Origin of the sequence: Paenibacillus anseongensis (assembly GCF_009757995.1) — a bacterium.
Lineage (GTDB): Bacteria > Bacillota > Bacilli > Paenibacillales > NBRC-103111 > Paenibacillus_E > Paenibacillus_E chondroitinus.
The window spans coordinates 165,716-186,620 of the sequence record NZ_WSEM01000008.1; the positions used below are offsets into that span (position 1 = coordinate 165,716).

A 20,905-nucleotide genomic window follows, 5' to 3' on the forward strand; every position below is an offset into this window, starting at 1 on the left:
ACTCCTAAGAAGCTTGTCTTGGTAAAATATACACACGAATGAGCTTCAACTGACGTTCTTGATTTTGAATGAGTAACGTGTAATATCCATAGTCCGTTATAGGTAAAATTCCATTGGTTAGCAGATTGGCATTTGCCTTGAAATCTCCGATGCTCTTCGGTCCTTTCGCCCATTTCACGGAGCTCGCTCCTTGAATGCCGAACAACGAAAGTTGGATCGCATCGCCGTACACAACCACATCGGTATCCTGCACTTTCACAGAATTGACGTAAACGGTGAACTCCGTCGGTGCGATGACAATCGCCTTCCGAGTCACTACCGCTTCATTGCCTGCACGATCCTTCACTTTATACACGACCTCATATTCACCAGGTACTTGGGTATTAATCGTATTTTGAGTTACGCTGATCTTTGCTGTCATATCGCCGTCTACATTATCTGTCGCTGTGACATCTGCCAGTGGTTTCACCACGGCTCCCACTTCAAGCAGCAAGGGCTCGCCGCCGATAAAGGTAAACTTCGGTGCTTCGCGATCAATATTGCTTACATCGATACGTAACGCATATTTATTTCCCAGCGTATCTACAGCGTCAATCCAACGTGTGCCGTTGCTCGTAAAAGTGACTACATTTCCACTCATACCTGTGAAAGTAAGTGCTTGATCGGAAGTAATGGTTACATTCACATTATTTTTGGTTGGTGCTGTTTCACTATAGGTATAGGTCACTTTTGCCTTTGTTTTATTAATGTTATTTACCGTAGCTTGCATCTCCGTCAAATTTCCTACAACGTCCTGCAAATAGAAGGTGAACGTGCCGTTATCCTTAAACACAACCTGCTTCGCACGGTTATTGTTCAATACATAGAACGGCTCATCCGCATCTACCGTGACGATGACATCATCCTTTGTAGCTGCTGTCGTACTGTAAGATAATCGCGGTGTAGGTGGTGTTCGATCGATATAATTGACCGTCGCCTGAACAAAACCTTGATTCCCGGCCCGATCTACTACGACGAATGAATACGTTCCATTGCTTGTAAAATCATAAGCCGTGTTGCCATTATTGCCGATCACGGTGATGGGCTCATTCGCTAGAACGGTTGCCCGCACATCCGATCGCGTTTTTGTCGTTTCCGAATATTGAATGGAAGCAACAGGCGGCGTCTTGTCGATCCGATCAACGGTGGCGACCAGCTCACGCTGATTTCCAGCAACGTCTTGGAACACAAAAGTAAAGGAGCCATTTTGCGTAAACGTATGCGTGTTGCTCCCCGTACTAAGAATCTGTACAGGTACGCCCGAGTTATCTGTAGCGGTCAACGTTGCCACGACATCCTGATTCGTCCATCCTATATGGCTGTAGGTAACAATGGCCTCGGGAGCTTCTCGATCGATATAGGTAACAGAAGCGACTGTCTGCCCTTCATTGCCTGCAGCATCGCGATACTCAAACACGAACGTACCATTGTCTGTAAACGTGTACCGCTTGCTGCCCCCATTGTTCGTTACCGTCACTGGAGATTGATCCGTGAAGGAAATTTCTACGTCGACATTATCCTTGGTCCAAGTAGACTTGCTGAAACTGAGCTCTGCCTGAGGCGCCTCTTTATCTATCCAGCTCACCACTGCTGTCCGATGGCCCATGTTGCCTGCCTCATCTTCGTAATCAAATGTGAATTGCCCGTTCTCTGTAAAGGTATACCACGGGCTTCCGCCATTATTGAGAATCGTAACTGTCCCGTTATTGTCATCATAGGTCATCAACGTAACGGTAACATCCTGATTCGTCGGCCTTTCCGTGCTGTAGACCAACTCGCCCGTTGGCGGCTGTTGATCGATTTTGTCAACGATGACCTCATCATTGCTTACGATGCCTGTGCTCACATTACGTACTTTATAGTGGAGAGATCCGTTCGTCGTAAATTCATAAACAACCTTCGTCACCGTCTGGCTGATCACTTGCGCTTCACCTGTGAACGTCAAGTCCAGTAATTCACGCTCAGGACTTCCTGCCGCATCGATCGTGACGCGAACAGGTCCGTTCGTCCAGCCGTTCGGAGTGAGCGTGACATCGGAGGATGGCAAGCTGCGATCAATCCACCCAACCTCAGCCATAGCGACCCCAATATTCCCCGCTGCATCCTTAAATTCAAACTGAAACTGGCCGTTATCTGTAAATACATGCTCTTTTTTCCCAAGCTCCGTATTCGTTACGACGACAGGTTCGTTGGTGGTGAGTGTCGCCGTCACATTATTGGCGGTCAAGCCAGCAGGCTTGTAGGATATCGTACCGATCGGACTTGTGTTATCGAGCAGAAACGGATTGCTGCAGAATGTCGTCACATTCCCCGCTTTATCGGTTACTTTCACCCATAAATACCAAGTGCCGGTCACTTCACTTTTATCCGCTTTGTGATCTGCGCCGAGTGGCGTCCACGTTGTTGGCTCCGTCGTATTGGACGTCGACCAGGCATGCGCATACGTCAGTTCACTCTGTGGAGCCCCCGAATCCGTCGCATAAACAATCGTGCTCACAGATTTCTGCTGGGATGATCCATTGGTGCTCAACGTGATGACCGGCTTGGTCTTATCGATCCAGGTTACGGTTGCTACAGCCGTATTCACGTTGCCAGCCTTATCTCGGAAATTGAACGTATAGGTGCCATTGGTCTGAAAAACATAGGTCAACCCTGTAAGCCCATCTACCGTTATGTCCGCAGATGGCGTCACATTATCTGTGGCTGACAATGTCGCAGAAACAGGCTGATTCGTCCATGCGGTTGAGCTATAAGCAATATTCGTCAATACAGGTTTTGTAGTATCAAAAGTTACCGTATCCGAATATGTCGTTGAGATGTTGCCCGCCGAATCCATAAACTGAGCCGCTATCGTTCGCGTGCCTTGTGTGGCAGGAATCGTGATCGTTTTATCAGTCGTAAACGTCTCCCAACTCCCCCATACTCCGCTATCCACGGCGAATCTCATCTTATCCACCGTACCTTGCAAATCCGTGGCACTCAGCTGGATAGGCACTGTCGTAACGTTCGTGAACTTTTTCGGGATGCTTACAGCACCTGTTGGCATTTCATTATCCAGCTTATAGGGCCCGCCGGTTGCCAACGTCCAGTTGCCGGCTTCGTCATAAACCTTGGTATGAATATAAAAAGTGCCGGTTTGATTCGTTATCGAAAGGGTTCTAATCGTAGACGTCGCCCATGTCGAATCGTTCCCATCCGTCGTTGCTTGCGTTGTTACCGCATATTTAATCACAAAATTCGCCAGGTTTGTTGTTATGTTATCGGTCACATTCAAATCCGTTGACAGTGTCTTACTGTAGGCTGCTGTGCTAGGAAGCGTAAACGTTACTGTAGGTTTCGTATTGTCGAGAACAAAGCCCTGCGTTGTTTTCGCATATCCAATGTTGCCTGCACTGTCGATTGTCTTGATATGCAGATATTGCGTACCGTTAGCGCCTACGGGCGAAGAGAGCGTTGTTGTTAACGTTGTTTTGCTGCCGGTTCCATCAAAAAACATCTGCCAACCGGAATCATTCGCTGCAGGTGTCGTTACACTGGTTCCCCATAAGTAGAATGCTTGCCCTAAGGTGCCTTGCGAATCCAGCAACGTAACACCTACTTGGCGGGCAGTTCCTGGAGCACTATTACCTTGCGCCGTAAAGGAAACGCTCGGTGCTGTCTTGTCAATGATAAAATTGGAGCTTTCCAAGGTGCCAACGTTATTCAAATTGTCCGTAGCCGTTAGCTTCAGCTTGTAGCTTCCTTCCACACTGTTCGGTACATTGAGCGTACCACCGCTGATGCTCCCCGTCCCGGTTGAGTAAGAAACCCCATCTTTGAACCATTCGTAATTGACTTGTTTCACACCGGAATGCGGATCTGTAACGGTGTAGGTTAATGTATGGCTCGTCTTGGCTGTTCCCGATGTCGGATTCATGCTCATGGTTGGCGCTTGATTATCATAATTAAAAGGCCCCGCTGTTTTTATAACTGTATTCGCTGCAAGGTCTACCGCTTTTGCATGCAAGTAATAAGCGCCTGTCCCTGTAGGATCAATGGGGGCGGCCCCGTTAATAAGGCTTCCGGAAATCCCTGATGCCGCTGGTGGCGTTGCGCTCTGTGACCACACGTAGTAAAGACTCGTGTTTGCTGTTGCCGGTGTATCGGAGGTCGTAACTGTCACACCATGGCTCTTTTTATATGTGGCATCCGATTGTTTGCCGAACGTGAGCGTTGGAACGGTGTTATCCAAATAAAAAGGCCCTTTGGTTTGAATCACTTCATGACCTACAACGTCCACCGCTTTGGCGTGCAGAAAGTAAATGCCAGGTATTGTAGGATCAACGGCTGCAGCACCGCTCGTGATAACCGTATTAATATCTGCCGCAGCGGGTGCTGTCTGGCTTTGCGTCCACGTATACGTAAGCTTAACGTTTTCGTTCAAAGGCAAGTCACTGGCGGTTACGGTTATTCCTAACGCTTTCTTATAGTTCGTATCTGCCGGCAGATTGCCGAACGTGATGGTAGGCAGCGCGTTGTCGATATAGATGGGCGTCTGAATCAAGCTTTTGAAATAAGCCACATTATTCATGGACGTGCCATCGGTAAAATAAGTAGTCCCATTCGAGTTTGCGTTCCACATATTCGTAGGCATGTTCACACCATCCGAAGGACCGCAGCCATCCGGGCCTCTTTGAATATCTACAAGCCCCGAAGGCATATCCGCGGTAATCCCTATGGCATAGACCGGAGAGGAGTAGCCCTCAAACACGGCATTATACAATCGGATCCAGTCTTGCGTACCGTTCATGGAAATGGGAATCGTTGATTCCATATCGCATTTCACAGAGGGGTTCGACGATTCGAAGGGAACACTGATCTTGATCGTCTGTCCTGCTGTAAAAAAATATTTGCCGTTTACCGGAGAAACCGTGGCTCCGATTGAACTGATCGTGGCAGCTGTAGGCTGCTTGACAGCCCCAGCAGGCGCTAAGGTTGCCGCCTTTACTGTTATCGGATAGGGTAAGACGACACCTGCCAATAGCATCATGCTTGTGAAGAGCCCCCAAATTTTTCTCATAAAGCCTCCTTTTAATCGAACCTGCTTACTTGGAACCCCCACATTCTACGCGAATTTCGACAAATATCGATAGTACCAAAGGTCATTTTCCCGAAATAAAAGATGAAAAAAGTCCTAATGCACATTGGAATTCCCTGGAAAACAAAAAAAGAACTAAGCAGATAAAAATCTGCCTAGCTCTTTTATAAGTTACCGCTATCTTGTTACTCCCAAATATTCCAATCCTTCGCCTTGGCAACCGCCTGTGTGCGGCGATTCACTTGCAGTTTGCCATAGATGGACAGCGTGATATTTTTGACTGTGCCTACGGCCAGTTCAAGTCTCTGCGCAATTTCTGGATTCGACAAGCCTTTTACCATCAGCTGCATGACATCCTTCTCACGTTCGGTCAGCGATTGGGTGAGCAGACTGGTATCCAGCTTCGGCTTTCCTGTATCCATGACAAGCGGCTCCGTTTTCACAACGGTACCCTCACTCGCAAAGCGATTTAGTACGGCCAGCTGGGCAGACATCATCTGCATCAGCTCCAAACGTTGGCTGGCTTGCGCCCCGGTCACCGCTTCATTTTCCAAATAGACGATTCCGGCTAGTCGGTCCAGCTGCTGAACGGGCAAGCAAATCATCGATCGCGGGCGAACACTGCGAATATACGGATCCCAAGCGAATAAGTCGTCCAGATGCGCATCCTCCAGGACAAGCGGCTGCTTGGTTCTGGCTACGAAACGGATCACGGAAATCGGTAAATCAAAGCAGCTTTCCAACGAAGCGGAGTGGCCGCTCTTGGAAATGTTGCGATTAATGTCATGCTCGGCTTCAATCCACAAATCGCCGGCTTTATTCACAATCCAAAACCCTTTGGCTGCTCCGGCATTTTCCATGAGCGTCACTAAATAGTGGCCGAGCAGCTGTTCGAAACCGTATGCTTGCGTTAGACGGGCTGCTGCTTTCTTGAACATATCCCGCTCCACTTCCACGGAAGGCTCCTCACTTCCATCCTTGTAGTCCGTTTGCGCGGACTCGCGTGTGAGCTTCAAATCTTGCTCCCATACGCGGCCATCCTCACTCGACCGTTCAAATAAATCGGAAAACTGCTCGCGAAGCTGCAAACACTTTTCGTTAGCCCCCCACACTTTAAAACCATGATACGCATCCAATAGGTACGTTTTGGCAAACTTCTTTTTACCGATGGCTAAAAGCAATTTACCTGCAAGCTCGCAAGATATGGCCTCCAGATGGGTATATCCATTTTCACGCGCCGCATCTATCGCCTCATCGTAACAGGTTAAAGCTTGCTCCCATCTCCCTTTCAGACGGGCAGCTTCCCCCTTCATCAGTAACAACTTAGGCATGAAGTGGCTGGGCCCTAACTCGGACCACTTTCGCATTTGCCCCAGCATACTTCGCATCTTTCCGTCCGCCAACTCCTGCTGATTCGTCGATTGCTCATGATAAACCGCGGACAGGGCTAAAAAGCCGTACAACATACCCTCAGGCAAATGCGAATGATACTTGTAGTATCGCTCGCTGTGCTCCGTCCGTTCCCAAAGCTCCGCAGCTTCTTGATAGCTTCCGAAAATGTACAGCAGTTGAATTTTGCAAATGTAATATTCAAATACAAGTCCAATACGGGTCTCTGCAGGACTCATCGATTGAAGAAAAGAATCCTCATCGAATGCATCATCATTCAGCGTAAGACGATCTGCCGTCTCTCCCTTTAGGCATTTGGCAAACTGCTGATATAACGTGAACGATTTCATGAGGAAAGGATCTTTTTTATAAAAAGCCCCGCCTTGGACCTGGCAAAATTCGTACAGTTCTTCCAGATGTCCACCGAAAAACAAGCTGAACTTCATGCCGCGAAGCGAAAAACCGGCATAATACATATCGCCACTTGCTAGACTAAGTCGATGAGCTTCTTTAAATAACGGCCACGTTTCCTGAGCGCTCATGCGCCAGAAGTGGGATAACGCATAAATAAACGCAAGTTTCGCCTTCACGGGCGAATAAGTGGCTTCCCCCAGATCCCGTGCCGCTTCCGAAAGCTCGCATCCTTCCTTGTGTCTTCCTTCCTCACTGGAAATATACGAGGCAAAAATCGCAATGATTTCCGGAAATCGGTTCGCCGCGTGGTGTTCAAGCATCAAACGTATACTTCGGCAAATGATCACGACAAATAGATTCATATCCACAAAAGAGGAAGCTCGCGCCACGAGCGGCAGCAGCTGCAAGATGGCCAATTGAAGCGGTGACGTTTCCTCCCTGCGTTCAGCATCCAGCTTTTTCGCTATTCCTTCGCGCAGCAATTTGCGCGTTTGACTCAGTTCCTTTTGGCGCCTATCAGCCCCAACTTGTTTGGGAAGCTCAATGCCCAATCTGTCCAGCAGCTGCACACCAGTGTGGAAAGCCTCTCTGGCATTCCCGCGATTGATATCAAGCTCCAATTTCACCGCATAAGTCCGCAGTTCCTCCAAACGGGTATGCGAGTGGGCCACGAGCTGCTCGAATATCAGCTCCCCTGTTTCCAAGTGGCCGCATAACACTTCAGCTTGCATGCGTTCCATATACAAGTCATAAGTTAACGCATGATGCTCCTCCCAATCCGTGTTGGTCAGTAGTCCCGTACCGAAGGTAAGATACGTCACTGCTGACAAGTACGCTGCCGACTTTCTAGCTTTACGGCTTGCCTGTAGCGCCATTTCGGCGATAAGTCGTTTTTCCTCATGGTCCGTCAATTGATTTTGCCCAAGCATAAAATGATTTAACGCCGTATACATCGGGTCATCCGGCTTGTCATTCAATTGAAGTCCCCATTGATACCGGCCTATTTCCGCGTGAATTTTCTCTTTCTCTTCGGCCGTTACGGTATCATAGGCAGCCTGCCTAATCGTATCGTGAATAAATACGAACCATACATTCGGATCTGCCGAGTCCAGTAACGAGGCATCCGCAGTCCTATTCAGCCCATGCCACCTTTCACGTTCTCTGACAGGAAGAACTAAACCTTCCGTCAGCGCAGGCTCCAATTGTTCCATGACTTGCTCGGGAGATTGCAGGCAAACAGCAGCCAGCGTGTGCAAATCAAACGAATGACCAATACATGCGGCCATGCGCAGCACAGATCCCGCTTGATTGGGAAGCTTGTCCAGCATCAAGTCCCAAACATCGTCAAGCGAATCCTGCTTGTGAATTTCGTCTGCATCCCACAGCCAAGTTTCCGTACGCGTATCGAAACGCAGCCATTTTTGAGCATAGAGAGTCTGTACGAATTGCTTCATATACAGGGGATTGCCGGCAGTCTTCTGGAAAATCGCTTCAGCCAGTGACCGCCCCCTGAACGCTTCCAACTGTAACGTTTGGCGCAGAAATCGCTCTGTTTCCAGTAACGTTAAGGAAGAAAGCATAATCCGCCGATGGTCAAATTCCGCAGAATGATGATGACTCAACCAATGTCCAGGCTGCATGTCTTTGTCACGATAAGCGAGTATACATAAGAAATACCCTAGATCCCGGCTCTCTGATATGCTGCGAGTAAAATCCAACGTGGCTGCATCCGCCCAATGCGCATCATCAAGAAACAAAATAAAAGGTGATCTTTTCCCAGCAAACGTACGAATCATCACTTGAAAAGCAAAATGAAGCCGGTTTCTAGACTCCGTCCACGGCAATGTCTCGGCATCCGGCTGCTCGCCGATAATCAGATGCATGTTCGGAATAATCTCTGCCACAATGCCTGCATGGTCACCAAGTGCCGTAGTCAGCTTGTCTTTCCATCGTGATAACTGTTCCGCACTCCCTGAAAGGAGCCGATGAATGAGTTCTTGAAAGGCTTGAATCAGCGGTGCGTACGGGACTTCCCTGATGAGCGGATCCGCTTTTCCCGAAATAAAATAACCTCTCTCTTGCTGCTGCGATCTGTACCATTCACGAATAAGCGTCGTCTTCCCGACGCCAGCTCCCCCGTTAACGACAGCAAATCCCGTCTTACCATTTAAGCTGTCAGCATAAGCGTCAGTTAACGTCGCCATTTCCTGTTCTCGTCCGCTCAGAAAAATTGGCATTCGCAAAAGGCCTGCAAAGTCCTTGCTTCCCAGTGCAAATGCTCCAATAACGCCATTTTGTTCCCATTCACTTTTACATGTTTTAAGATCATATAAAAGACCATACGCACTCTGATACCGTTCTTCAGGTGCTTTGGCCATCAGCTTGATGATGATGTCGCCGATTTGCTGCGGTATGCGTTGATTTACCTCACTGGGATGCGGCGGACGTTTCGCCAAATGAGCATAAATCCATTCCGTCGGCTCATCCGCTTGATACGGAAGCTCCCCCACCAACAGCTCGTAGTAGATCACCCCTAGGGCATACAAGTCCGTTCGTGCATCCGTTTCCCGCTTCAGTCGCCCCGACTGTTCCGGCGCACGATAGGCCCACGATGTTTCCGATATTTCAATGCTCAGAGTGATGCTGAGTGAGTCTTCAATTAAAATCGTATCCGGGCTCAAGCGGCGATGAACATGGTCTGCGTTATGCAAAGCCATAACCGCTTCCGTAATGCCTTTTGCGATGGACAGAAAACCAGATATTTCTCCTTGCTGCTCTTGCCAATATTTATGAAGAGGGACGTTCAGCCTGTTATTCGTTACCATTACTGCCTCCCCTGTGCGTAGCCATAACAAGTTGTTTTTATAAGCAAATTATATGATTTCCCCCCCTGCCAAAGCAATTAGATTCCTCGAATCGCCTACTTGGGACCAAATACTGGTGCTAATCTGGATGAAGACAACTGCTCGCCTAAACCAAAATATTCGCAAAAGTTCATGATCATCGGCTTCCACCGTGCCGGGTCGATATAGTTGGGATGGCCTTCCACCTGCAGTTGTTCGTCGATGTGAACCCGGACAATGCGCACCTCCATGGCAACCAGAGAGCTTGGCTGCTCAAACGGATGTACAGCCTGCAGCACCGCCTCCAGCTGAACGGGACATTCCAGAACCCGTGGAGCCCCGACCTGATGCGAGGGCACCGGTGTCAATCCAGCAATGCCGAACTTATCTCCTTCATACCGATAACCGCGCTCAGCCTTACTTTCGGGAACCGGATTGCTGCCCGTTAGCAGCGTCAGTTGTTCGATGGCGGGAATAAGATCGATCGATGGCAAATTCAGCACACATTGTTGCGTGCGGATCAGGTTTTGGACGGTTTGCGACCTGCTGCTCATTCCTAACATGCAAGACTGATTTAACCACCAGGCCGATGACATTGGGGCCAGATTAGAAGTGCCGTCCTCATTTAAAGTGCTAATGAGAATGACCGATGTGCCAAAGTACATGATTTTCGGATCAATTACGGTATGCATCGCTTATCTATCTCCTTTGACATTTCTTAATGTGCGTAAACCGGCAAAGGCGCCAGGACCTCATTGTAGCAAAAGGATTGCGCAAAAATAAGACGGTTCGAAGATGACAGCAAGATTTCGAAACCGGGCAAAAAAGCATAGCGATGAGCCGCTATGCTTGATGTACATTTAGATGAAATTATGCAAGTTCGGCAATGCTTTTTTCCAAAATATCCAGGGCTTCATTGAGCTGATCTTCCGTAATGATCAAAGGAGGTGAAAGCGTCAGAACATTCCCCTTGGACACTTTGAAATTAAGCCCTTTGCCCAAACAGCTATACATAACGCGCTCGGCCTCTTGTACGGCAGGTTCCTTACTTACACGATCGGTTACTAGCTCGACAGCAACAAGCAAACCGATTTGACGGATGTCTCCAATCAGAGGATACGTCTCCATCATGCTTTTCAAACGCTTCGCCATGAGCTCGGCCATACGACACGCATGTTCCAGCAAATTCTCTTCCTCAATGACTCGGATCGTCGCCAGCCCGGCAGCAGCTCCTACCGGCGATTTCTCATGTGTGTAATGCCCAATCGACATTTGCTGCGCTTTGTTCAGCTCTTCCTTCACGAGTAAAGCCGCCATCGGGAATACTCCGCCACCTAATCCTTTTCCCAGCACCATCATATCGGGTTCAATCCCGTAATGCTGGTAAGCGAACATTTTTCCTGTTCGGCCAAAAGCCGTTGCCGTCTCATCAACGATCAACAAAGCGCCAAAGCGGTCGCAGAGCTCTCGAAGCTTTTTATAATAAGCGACAGGCGGAATTTGCACATCCGTATTTCGAATGGTTTCGATGACTACGGCACCAATCTCTCCATCTTGTTCAAGCACATACTCAATAGGCTTCAAGCATAGGGAGTGTGCTTCATCCTGACAGCCAAACACACAGCGATACGAGTTAAAAGGGATCACATGCTCAGCGCCGGGGAGCAGCGGACCTAAGCCACGGCGGAAAGCTCCTTCTCCGCCTACGGATATTGCATCCAGCGATGCCCCGTGAAACGCTCCCCACATCGATAATGTTTTATATTTGCCGGTTACTGCGCGCGCAAGCTTAAGCGCCATGCCGATGGCGGATGTCGCTCCTGGCGCGAACAGAACTCGTTGCAAAGCTCCGTCTGTTAAAGCAACTAATTTATTAGCAAGCTCGATGGCAGGCAAATTCGTATATCTTCTTGTACAGAAGGATAGCTGGTCCAACTGCTGCTTCACAGCTTCAATAACAGCCGGATGGCCGAAACCAAGCTGATGCACGTTATTGCCATGGAAGTCCATGATTCTGCGCCCTTGGCTATCTTCGACATAAATTCCTTCACAGGAGGAGAGTACATTCAGACAAGGTGTAGACAACGTTTGGTGCAAAAAGACATCCTCATCCTCTTGCAAATGAGCTCGTGCTGCCTCATCAATTTGAGCTGTCCACCATTCACTCCTTGCTTCCGTTAAATTAATATCTCCTTCCGTTTTCATGAATGCTTGCTGCTCTTGTTTGGTTGGCATATGTTCACCTCTAGTTGGATTTGGTTGTTTCTATATGGACATCTTACACTGGGTTTGTCATCATAATGTTAAATGTAGTTTAATTTTGTGTATTTAATTTGTTTTTATTTGTTTTTGTTGTTAATAGAAAATGATGCTAATTTTTCATTTCGGCTGCTCTCTGGCTAATAGATGGGGATAATACATTTAATTCCGCCATGTTCGTCAGAAATGAGGCAAAGCGACTGAATTAGCTGTACAAATTCCAGTCATTTCATCGATGCCATGCTCCCCGGCATGTTCAACGGTAGAAATTCCAGTTACACGGCCAGCGAGGATAAAAATAAACTTCGTCGCCCCATTAGGACGAGCTTATATTTTTAAAAAAACTGGTGATTTGCGCGGCACAGACGCTCTATGGATCTGTGTGGCATTAGATGAAATCCAATGCCACCGCCAAGCAACGACCATTGCCTTCTCTATGCTGCACTTTGTACAACATAGAGGCCTCAGATCGGCCGCTGCCGCCTTCTTCGTTGTACAAAGTGCAACGTAAAGGGCAGAAAAAGGCCGTTTTCACGCTATTTTGACTGAATTCACTGCACTTTGTGCAATGAAGATCGGGGTGATGGGGTTTAAAGCAGTTTTATATTGCACAAAGTGCAGCATAGAACTGGAAGCGAGTGGTTGTGTTGCGAGACGAGCGGGCAGAGCGGGATGATTACTTGGTGCGAGGCGGGCGTGCAGAGCGGGATGGTAACTTGGCGCGAGGCGATCATGCAGAGCGCTATGGTCACTTGGCGCGAGGTCGGAATGCAGAGCGGGATGGTAACTTGGTGCGAGGCGATCATGCAGAGCGCTATGATTACTTGGTGCGAGGCGATCATGCAGAGCGCTATGATTACTTGGTGCGAGGCGATCATGCAGAGCGCAATGGTCACTTGGGGCGAAGCTGGCAGGCGGCGTGGTTTGGTTACTTGGTGCGAGGCGGGCGGGCAGCGCGATTTGGTCACTTGGCGCGAGACGATCATGCAGAGCACTATGGTCACTTGGCGCGAGGCGATCACGCTGAGCAATTTGGCTACTTAATTCGAGAACTTTACGCGACACACTTAATCAGCGTTCTTATATAACAAAAAAAGCCACCCATATAGTGGCTTTCATAATCTCCGCTTATCTATTTCCTATCTCCGATCGAATAGCAGCTCTTTCTGTCGAAGGCAGTGTTTTTAAATGCTTCAAGTAAACATCGAAAAGCGCTGGAATCGTATCGTGCACATTAAATTTGTCCTCAACAAATTTACGGCCTACCCATCCGAGATCTTCCCGTTCACGTTCTTTCAGCTCCAATACCGACTTAATGTCGGACTCGAACTCTTCAACCGTCCAATGCTTGCTCTGTCCGTGATCGCAGAACCAGGTTTCCCATGCTTTGGCATACAGTTCCTTGCTCATAACCCCCATATAACCGGTAGCTCCTGCAACAATCGTAGGACATTCGCAGGCAAGTGCCTCTAACGCAGCACGCCCTGTGCCAATAAAGCAATCGCTTGCGGAGTAATAAGCGCACATATGCAGAGATTCTCCTGCCAGTTGTATAAAATCGACGCCGGCTTCTTCTTGAATTCGCGCCATTTCTGTTTGAACTAGCTCCTTATGATGCCCGCCGCCGACAATAATCAGCTTGAGCTCCGGATAATCGCCTGCAATAAGTCTGCGGCAAGCCTCCATGATCGCAAGAGAAATATCCGCTTTCTCAAATGACAACCTTGCCGCATAAGTAACTACTGGAGCGTTATGGTCGATCCCCCAGGATGCACGTACATAAGGTTTGGTCGACTTGTGTGAAGAAAACTCCGATACATCAATCCCATTTTGCAGCAGGATAGAGGAGACGTGATTAGCCTTCAATGTTTTAACAATCGATTGGCTTACAGCCAGTACGGTGTCGCATTGTTTTACTAATGGAATTAAGGCATCATCTACGAATCCATGTACTGTAAATACGACGGGAATGTTCATTTCCTTACCAGCCTGTACGGCGAAAAGGCCAGATGGCCACTGATGAGCATGCAGGAGGGAAATATTTTCGTTACGGATAATAAGCTTCAAATAATCGATAATTTCAGTTTTTCTCTCCAAGTTTTCTTTGAACTCATCCGTTACAAAATCGATGGTATACACCGGGCAGCCAAGGGCAGCAAAAGCGTCTAACATTCTTCCGGTCTTCGCCGCAACGACCACATGCGCGCCATTTCTCATTAACTCACGAGCTAAACCTAATGTATGCGTCTCGGTCCCGCCTACGTTAAACTGGTCAATGACCAAAAGCACTCGCAGATGTTTCTGCATTCTGCGAATTTCCGAAGCAGGAAGCTGCACCATCTGCGGCTTACCTTCAAAGCGGACAACATCTTTCAGATGAATGGTACCGCTTTTTTCATTCTTAATGACAATCACATTCTGATTCTGGGAAGATGATTTCTTCTTGGTTGGTTTGCGCAAGGATGAAATTACTTTTCTCTTCGGCAACGGCAAAATCCTCACTCCTTCCATGTGCGTTAGCACCGGGACTGTTTGTCTTGTACTCCTATAATGTATGAGTGGAGGACGATCTTGGCATGGTTGCTTATAACGATTACTAAAATTTCCATAAAACCCATCTTTTCAGCTCCATGCCTGAAGGAAAGGAGATCGCAAGCTTGTTTGATGTGCAGAAATGTTAGCTTGCAGGCGATGCCTATCGAGTTCCCAATGCTCTAGAAGGTGAGATGAGGTTTGTTCTAATTTCTCCGCAAGCCGCTCTTCGTCCGTCGAAATAACGGAAGACGGCAGCCCGATCGACTCTATGAAATCGAATGTCTTCATCCGATACCCCAGTGCGATGAAGGGAACTTCAGCCGCAGCTGACATGACATTGGCGTGCAGTTTGAAATTTACCGTGAATGTGCAACGCTTCATAATCCTCATTAAAGCTTGCGCCGAATAAACCTTCGGTGCGATCCGCACAGCTTCCGTGCTGCCAATCTTATCCGCCAACCTTGTCAATGCTTCTCTATCAGGATTCCATACGTAATATAAATATAGTTTGTAGCCCGCTTGTATCCACATCTTGCAAGCTTCCGCCAACTGATTCTCTACAAGCTCTTCCTGCCCCCCATAAATCCGGTTATAGGAAGTCCCCCAGTTGATCCCCACAACCTTCTCATCAGAAGGCCACATTTTGGTATTGATAGGCGGTTCCAAGTCATCCGAACGCAGCAGTATCCCCGGATCTCCGCTTACGATGAACCTATCGGCATCCACATCCAAATATTCCAGCAGCTTTTTGGTCAGCGGTCCCCGCACGCCGGTAAATATAGCATTTTGACTTATGTTCTTCAGCATTTTCCTATGTTCAGGCGTTGCTTGATACTGCATGTTCCTTGTATCTCCGTTTAATAGATTTAACATATCTTTTTTAGTTATCCAATCGACGCCACTGCCCCATACGGCCACTTGCTTCCCTTGCTTCAAAGCATGATGCAAAACATCCACATAACCTGGAATAAGCAGGGAACCCCCGCCAAGCACCACGACATCATAATCAGCGACATCCTGTAAACTTACGCCGGGCATGGAGGGTACGACCGTAACAGGTTGCTCGGGCATCATGAGATTAGCACTTTCACGAAAGACGTCCCACATTAAATCGTCCCCGATATTGCCGAAACCGATCCAACCCACATAGAAAACTTTTCGCATCCTAGTCTCCCTTCCTGACTCTTGATGTCAGATCATTTCTATTTTCGGAAAAACTCTCTTGAGCGTTGGTTTTCATGTCTCCTGTAGAAATACAGAGGTTCTTTCAGATTGTCCACCTTCATACCTGCTGCTATACACCTAGCAATAAAATCGTAATCCTCGACACCGACACCTCGCCTAATCGGTCCTCCGATCTGATCGAACACGCCGGCACGGAATAATATCGTTCCATGACAAACACAATGACCCCCGTTCTTATAAGCAGCATTTATTTTGGAAACCCCGTAGCTGAGCCATTGCTCCCGTTTACGGATTTCGAAATGGCCATCCTGGAAATATTCATAGGAGGTTCCAATCATATCAAGGGATGGATGCTCGCGCATGGACTCAACCTGTCTAATAATCCGTCTAGAATGCGATAAATCGTCTGAATCCTGCATGGCAATGAATTCGCCTTTCGCCAAATACATCCCCACATTGATTGCTCCCGCATAACCTGTATTGCGCGGCAGCTTTACGGCATAGAAACGATCTTCAAATGAGAATGTTTTGGTGGTCTGTTCTTTGATTTCCTTCCATCTATGAATCTTGTTCCAAGTTAAGTCCGTTGATCCGTCATCCACAACAATGATCTCTATGTCCTTATAAGTCTGTTTAAAAAGACTATTCAAACACGATTGCACATAAGCTTCCGAATTATAGCAAGGAACGATGATACTTACACGGTCTGGTATCACTTCTCTCATCATTCATCCTCCGGCTTCATCTCTATACTCTAATAGATGCACCCTATCATGAAATGGAAAGGGGCAGATGACGGACTAGATATACCTATTATTACAATTCTAGTTATATGAATCAGCACCAAAGATACATTTTAGTAGAGTTAGACGGATGGTGGAAAACTTTGTCATTTTTTGAACATATGATATAGCATGCCTTAAAATGACGGGGGTGAATAGATATGTCTCTCAACTTAATTCAAAACTTTTCCTTTGAAACTGGCATTGATCCATGGCAAAATGCCGGTATTGCAGGTACAACAGATCCTTTAACAGGCGCATTCGAAGGCAGCCGTGTTGGCTCGTTTGGTCCGCTTCTCGTGCTAACACCAGGGAATGCCGTCTTAAGCCAAGCTTTTCCAGTAGAAGCTGATGCCCTTAACTTACGTGTAAGCTACGCCTTTCGTAGACTCGTCGCTGTAGCTCCGGTTGTTAACGGCCAGTTCCAAGTACAAATCGTATGGCAAAGAGGCGCAGATGGCGGTTATGCTCCAATATCCACTGAGATATTGGAAAACATGCCAGGTACGGATGTCGACATTTCGGTAGATTGGGAAACCCATGTTGTTGTAACCGGTCCTAAACCTGCCCTAGCTGAACAAGCCAGAATTCGCTTCATCTTGTTTAGATCCTTACTGGAACTAGGCGTAGCAGGCACTTATATTGATGAAGTTGTCGTTACAGCTGAATCCTAATTTAAGAAATGAATGCCTACCAGGCTGTCGCCCCGTGCCGACAGCCTGATTTCTATGAATATATAACATATATGTAAAAATTGAATAAGATGTAGTTGTAGCAACTTTCTCTGAACGGAGGTCACACCTTGACCAAACTATTATATTTAGGCGAAATCGGGTATCGGAATGCAGGAGACGAAGTCATGTGGGACATCTTCAAGCAGGAAGCCAGACGATTCATCCCCAATGAATTGAGCTTGTTGGAAGCTTGCAGGCAAGAGTATGCACATATCTCCGGCTACGATATCATCGTCCTTGGCGGCGGTTCCCTGCTTGCTCCAAGCTATATTTCCTTGCTTAGCAAAGCGATGGAGCTCAACAAATCGATCTATATCTGGGGCTCAGGGATCGATAAAATTGCCGGAAGAGCCGGTCTGGACAGTTTATTACACAAGAAACAACTGCCAGTGAATTTTGTCGATCCAAACATCGTCAACCAATTAAATAAAATCATTTCATATTCTCGCTACACAGCAGTAAGAGGCCCGCTAAGCCACCGATTCCTACAATCCATTGGCGTGAATACAGCGAAAGTCCAGATCAGCGGAGATCCCGCTTTCTTACTGCAGCCGGGTGACAGAGCCAAAGGGTTGTTTACGCAATATTTTGATCCTCAGGAACCGGTTGTCGGCATCAATTGGGGAACGGCGAATAATCAAATTTTTGGAGGCAAAGAAGACATTGTCGAAGATCAGCTTGCAGCGGCCGCTAAGTTATTGATCCATAAAGGCTACTCTATTCTTTTATACAATGTATGGCCGGAAGATATCCCCGCTAGCAAACGGTTATTAACGAAAATAAACAGGCCCGGCAAAGTGAAGCTCGCGGATACGGTCTATCCTTATCAGCTTATGGCCTTAATCCAAAAGTGCCGCTTTACCATCAATTTAAAACTGCACGCCGCTATTTTCTCTGCCGTTATGCAGGTTCCGTTTATCTCACTTGGTTATCGCTTCAAAATGTTTGACTTCGCAGCCTCGATCTCTATGCTGCCTTTTGTCATACCGACTGATAACCCTGCCGTAAACCTTGAAATCCTGCGTTTATCCCAAGACATTGAAAAAAACCACGCTAATCTGGTTCGTACCCTGAAGAAAGAGATCAATAAATATACAGGAAGGCTTTCCGCCGCCTTTTTTGTAAACACATTAAGAGAGGAGCTGCGCAATGGACGCCCCTGAACTAGCAAAACCGCAACCTGCCCTATTAATGTGCTATGGAAAAACTCCGTACACGCCAGGAAGATACTTAGAAGACGCTCTTCGCCGAATTGGTATCCGAGTCGTTCGAATGGAAGAAACCGTTGATTTTGCCGCGATCAACATGAGCTCCTATCTGGGCGTACTCTTTGTTGAAAGTCCCTCTCGCCCGAAAGTGCTTGTCAAAAACATACATCTCGTTACCATTCCGAAGCTGTTCTGGATCCATCACGGCGAAAATCGCCTTAACGCGAACATTGAGATGTGCGGATGGTATAAACCGGATCTGCTGCTTATGGCTCACTCCCTTCATCTCGCGCATCAGTTCCCGTCTCCGGTTCGTTTCTTCCCGTTCGGCGTAGATCCGCATATTTTTCACTCGGCGACTCCTTTGGCAGAACGTCCGGTTGACATTTCTTTTGTCGGTGGACAAAGCGCCTTGTACCGTACGCGGGAGGCCAGAATGAAATATATGGAGACGGAACTCAAGGGCAAACGAACGGTTTCTTTCAATAAAAAAGTTTTTCTCCACGATCTGAGCTCACTTTACGGTAAATCCAAAATTGTATTTAATCATACAGCTGATTCAATTAAGGCTTTTAATATGCGGATTTTTGAAGGAATGGGCTGTGGAGCTTTGGTTTTTTCGGACTATGCGCCCGAACAGGAAATGTTGTTTCAGGATAGGACTCATTTCGTGTTGTATCAATCGAGGAATGATTTGATGAATAAAATCGATTACTACTTAAATAACCCGCAAGAAGCGCAGCTTATTGCAGGTACAGCGCAAAACTATGTACGTCAATTCCACACCTATGACCATCGAGCCGAGCAAATCATAAATTGGATGAAAAAGCTTAGAGCATAATCCATCCCTAAATCATCGCAGATGAGAGGCATTCGTTTAGAAATTCATTGAGGCAAGCGACGCCCCTCATCTTCGAACGATATTTTTACAAAACCTGCTAGAAACGGTGGTTGGTCTTGTGCGGGACCACATCAGCCGTTTCCTGATAAAAAGTCAGCAGCCGGTCCTTCAGTTCAGCGAGTACGCTGGCGAAAGAAGGATCATTGATCCGATTGACCGTTTCGCCGGGATCGCTTTGCAGATCGTATAGCTCATCCGACTCATATAAACGCCTTACATATTTATGTGTTTTGGTGCGGCACATAACAGCCTTCGTATGTTCCGCTTCTTCACTCTGCTGTAATCCTACCCGCGGCCAGTACAAGCCGGATGGCGTCGTCTGAGCGACACTGTCCTTCTCCATGCAGTGAATTTCGCCATGGATTCTGCCGCCTTCGCAAAAGACGGCATCGCGGTGCTCGTCCGTATCTCCCGCCAGGAGCGGCAGAAGTGAACGTCCGAAATGGGTGTGCTCCGGTTTCAAGTCAAGTAATGCCTCGACCGTAGCGGGAAAATCAATTAATTCAACCAAAGCGTCGCTGACTCGCGGTACAATGGGAATGTGCTTCGGCGGTTTAATAACAAAGGGTACCCGGGTTAACGTATCCTCAAACGTATTCTGTGTTTTTTCCACGATCCCGTAATCTCCCGTGAAATCACCGTGATCGGAGAAGAAGAACACTGCCGTATCGTCGTAAATACCCGCTTCCTTCAAAGCATCGAGAAGCAGCCCGAACTGATGATCTACTCGGGAGCACATGCCGTAATAGGTCGCGCGCAGCTCGTCCCAACGTTCCTCCGTCCATGTTTGAAGTTTTTGCCTTTCGTAAATCCCCTTAAGCAGACTGGGCTTGCCGTCCCAATTGTCGGGTGCCGGAATCCTCGGCGGCAGCTTCTCCCTGTCAATCTGGCTAAACCAAGGCTCCTCCACACCGTAAGGCGGATGAGGGTAAAGCAGTGGCAAGTAGAGGCAAATCGGCTGATCCTCGGGAGCATTCTTGATAAATTCAATGGCTCCTAATACATTCGCCCAATCGTTGTCATAATAAGCTTCCTCAGCTGGATCCTTCTCAAGTTTGCCGGCATAGAAAGAGTAATAGTTGTCCCCTTCCGGCTCACCCCTCCACTGATCATATCCGTGCAAATTCGTCTCCGGACGCGGCTGCTTCTCCGGTTTATATTTAATATCACAGTAAGCGTCATAGCCATTCTCCGCGGGAACCAAGTCGTTTTTCCCGCCCCACCATACGGAGTAGCCCTGCTCCTTTAACGTGCGTAGAAGCACCGGTTCATCCGGCTGCATCATATGGAACATGGTGCGATGACCGCGCACATGGGGATACCAGCCGCTCATAAACGAGCATCGGCTCGGCGTGCACACCGGATTTTGGCAAAAGGCGCTGCGGAACGAAACAGCCTCGGTTTCTACCAATCGGTCGAGCACCGGCGTTATCGCCGCAGCATTTCCGACATGCCCGAGGACGTCCCCCCTCCATTGATCAGGATTGAATATAACGATATGCGGTTTTTTCACCATTCCGTGCAGCCTCCCTGGCTTAA

Annotated in this window: 12 protein-coding genes; 4 read left to right on the forward strand and 8 right to left on the reverse strand. The window is 47.8% G+C overall.

Annotation, left to right across the window (positions count from 1 at the left end):
• Positions 1–4: 4 nt before the first annotated feature.
• The 4 genes from GON05_RS08575 to pbfA form a co-directional block, all read right to left on the reverse strand.
• The gene (locus GON05_RS08575) at positions 5–5,098 is read right to left on the reverse strand and encodes an immunoglobulin-like domain-containing protein (protein WP_157318752.1); all 5,094 of its coding nucleotides are present in this window, start codon (positions 5,096–5,098) and stop codon (positions 5–7) included.
• 203 nt (positions 5,099–5,301) lie between these two features.
• Positions 5,302–9,744: an AAA family ATPase gene (locus tag GON05_RS08580; RefSeq protein ID WP_157318754.1), complete on the reverse strand. Its 4,443-nt coding sequence runs from the start codon at positions 9,742–9,744 to the stop codon at positions 5,302–5,304.
• Positions 9,745–9,839: 95 nt separating this feature from the next.
• A complete protein-coding gene (locus tag GON05_RS08585) occupies positions 9,840–10,454 on the reverse strand; it encodes a flavin reductase family protein (protein WP_157318755.1) in 615 nt (204 codons plus the stop codon).
• A gap of 178 nt (positions 10,455–10,632) precedes the next feature.
• On the reverse strand, positions 10,633–11,997 hold the full coding sequence (pbfA, locus tag GON05_RS08590; RefSeq protein WP_157318757.1) for a (R)-1-hydroxy-2-aminoethylphosphonate ammonia-lyase: 1,365 nt from the start codon (positions 11,995–11,997) through the stop codon (positions 10,633–10,635).
• A 639-nt stretch (positions 11,998–12,636) separates the two neighbouring features.
• Here pbfA and GON05_RS08595 point away from each other — a divergent pair.
• Positions 12,637–13,065, forward strand: coding sequence for a hypothetical protein (locus tag GON05_RS08595; protein WP_157318758.1), 429 nt, complete (start codon positions 12,637–12,639; stop codon positions 13,063–13,065).
• 84 nt (positions 13,066–13,149) lie between these two features.
• On the opposite strand, the gene GON05_RS08600 is transcribed toward GON05_RS08595, so the two are convergent.
• The 3 genes from GON05_RS08600 to GON05_RS08610 form a co-directional block, all read right to left on the reverse strand.
• Positions 13,150–14,514, reverse strand: a complete 1,365-nt coding sequence (locus GON05_RS08600; protein ID WP_181646227.1) for a glycosyltransferase — start codon at positions 14,512–14,514, stop codon at positions 13,150–13,152.
• A gap of 129 nt (positions 14,515–14,643) precedes the next feature.
• Positions 14,644–15,720 carry a polysaccharide pyruvyl transferase family protein gene (locus GON05_RS08605; protein ID WP_157318761.1) on the reverse strand — a complete coding sequence of 359 codons (1,077 nt, stop codon included), beginning with the start codon at positions 15,718–15,720 and terminating at the stop codon, positions 14,644–14,646.
• Between the two features lie 38 nt (positions 15,721–15,758).
• Positions 15,759–16,466, reverse strand: coding sequence for a glycosyltransferase family 2 protein (locus GON05_RS08610; protein ID WP_246238933.1), 708 nt, complete (start codon positions 16,464–16,466; stop codon positions 15,759–15,761).
• Between the two features lie 218 nt (positions 16,467–16,684).
• Between GON05_RS08610 and GON05_RS08615 the strand changes: the two genes are divergently transcribed.
• The 3 genes from GON05_RS08615 (at position 16,685) to GON05_RS08625 (ending at position 19,306) form a co-directional block, all read left to right on the forward strand.
• Entirely contained in the window at positions 16,685–17,197 is a 513-nt protein-coding gene (locus GON05_RS08615; protein WP_157318765.1) for a hypothetical protein, read from the forward strand.
• Positions 17,198–17,325: 128 nt separating this feature from the next.
• Positions 17,326–18,420, forward strand: a complete 1,095-nt coding sequence (locus tag GON05_RS08620; protein WP_157318767.1) for a polysaccharide pyruvyl transferase family protein — start codon at positions 17,326–17,328, stop codon at positions 18,418–18,420.
• Positions 18,407–19,306, forward strand: coding sequence for a glycosyltransferase family protein (locus GON05_RS08625; protein WP_157318768.1), 900 nt, complete (start codon positions 18,407–18,409; stop codon positions 19,304–19,306). Before GON05_RS08620 ends, GON05_RS08625 begins: the two co-directional genes overlap by 14 nt.
• Before the next feature lie 97 nt (positions 19,307–19,403).
• On the opposite strand, the gene GON05_RS08630 is transcribed toward GON05_RS08625, so the two are convergent.
• Positions 19,404–20,882 carry a sulfatase family protein gene (locus GON05_RS08630; protein WP_157318770.1) on the reverse strand — a complete coding sequence of 493 codons (1,479 nt, stop codon included), beginning with the start codon at positions 20,880–20,882 and terminating at the stop codon, positions 19,404–19,406.
• Positions 20,883–20,905: the final 23 nt, after the last annotated feature.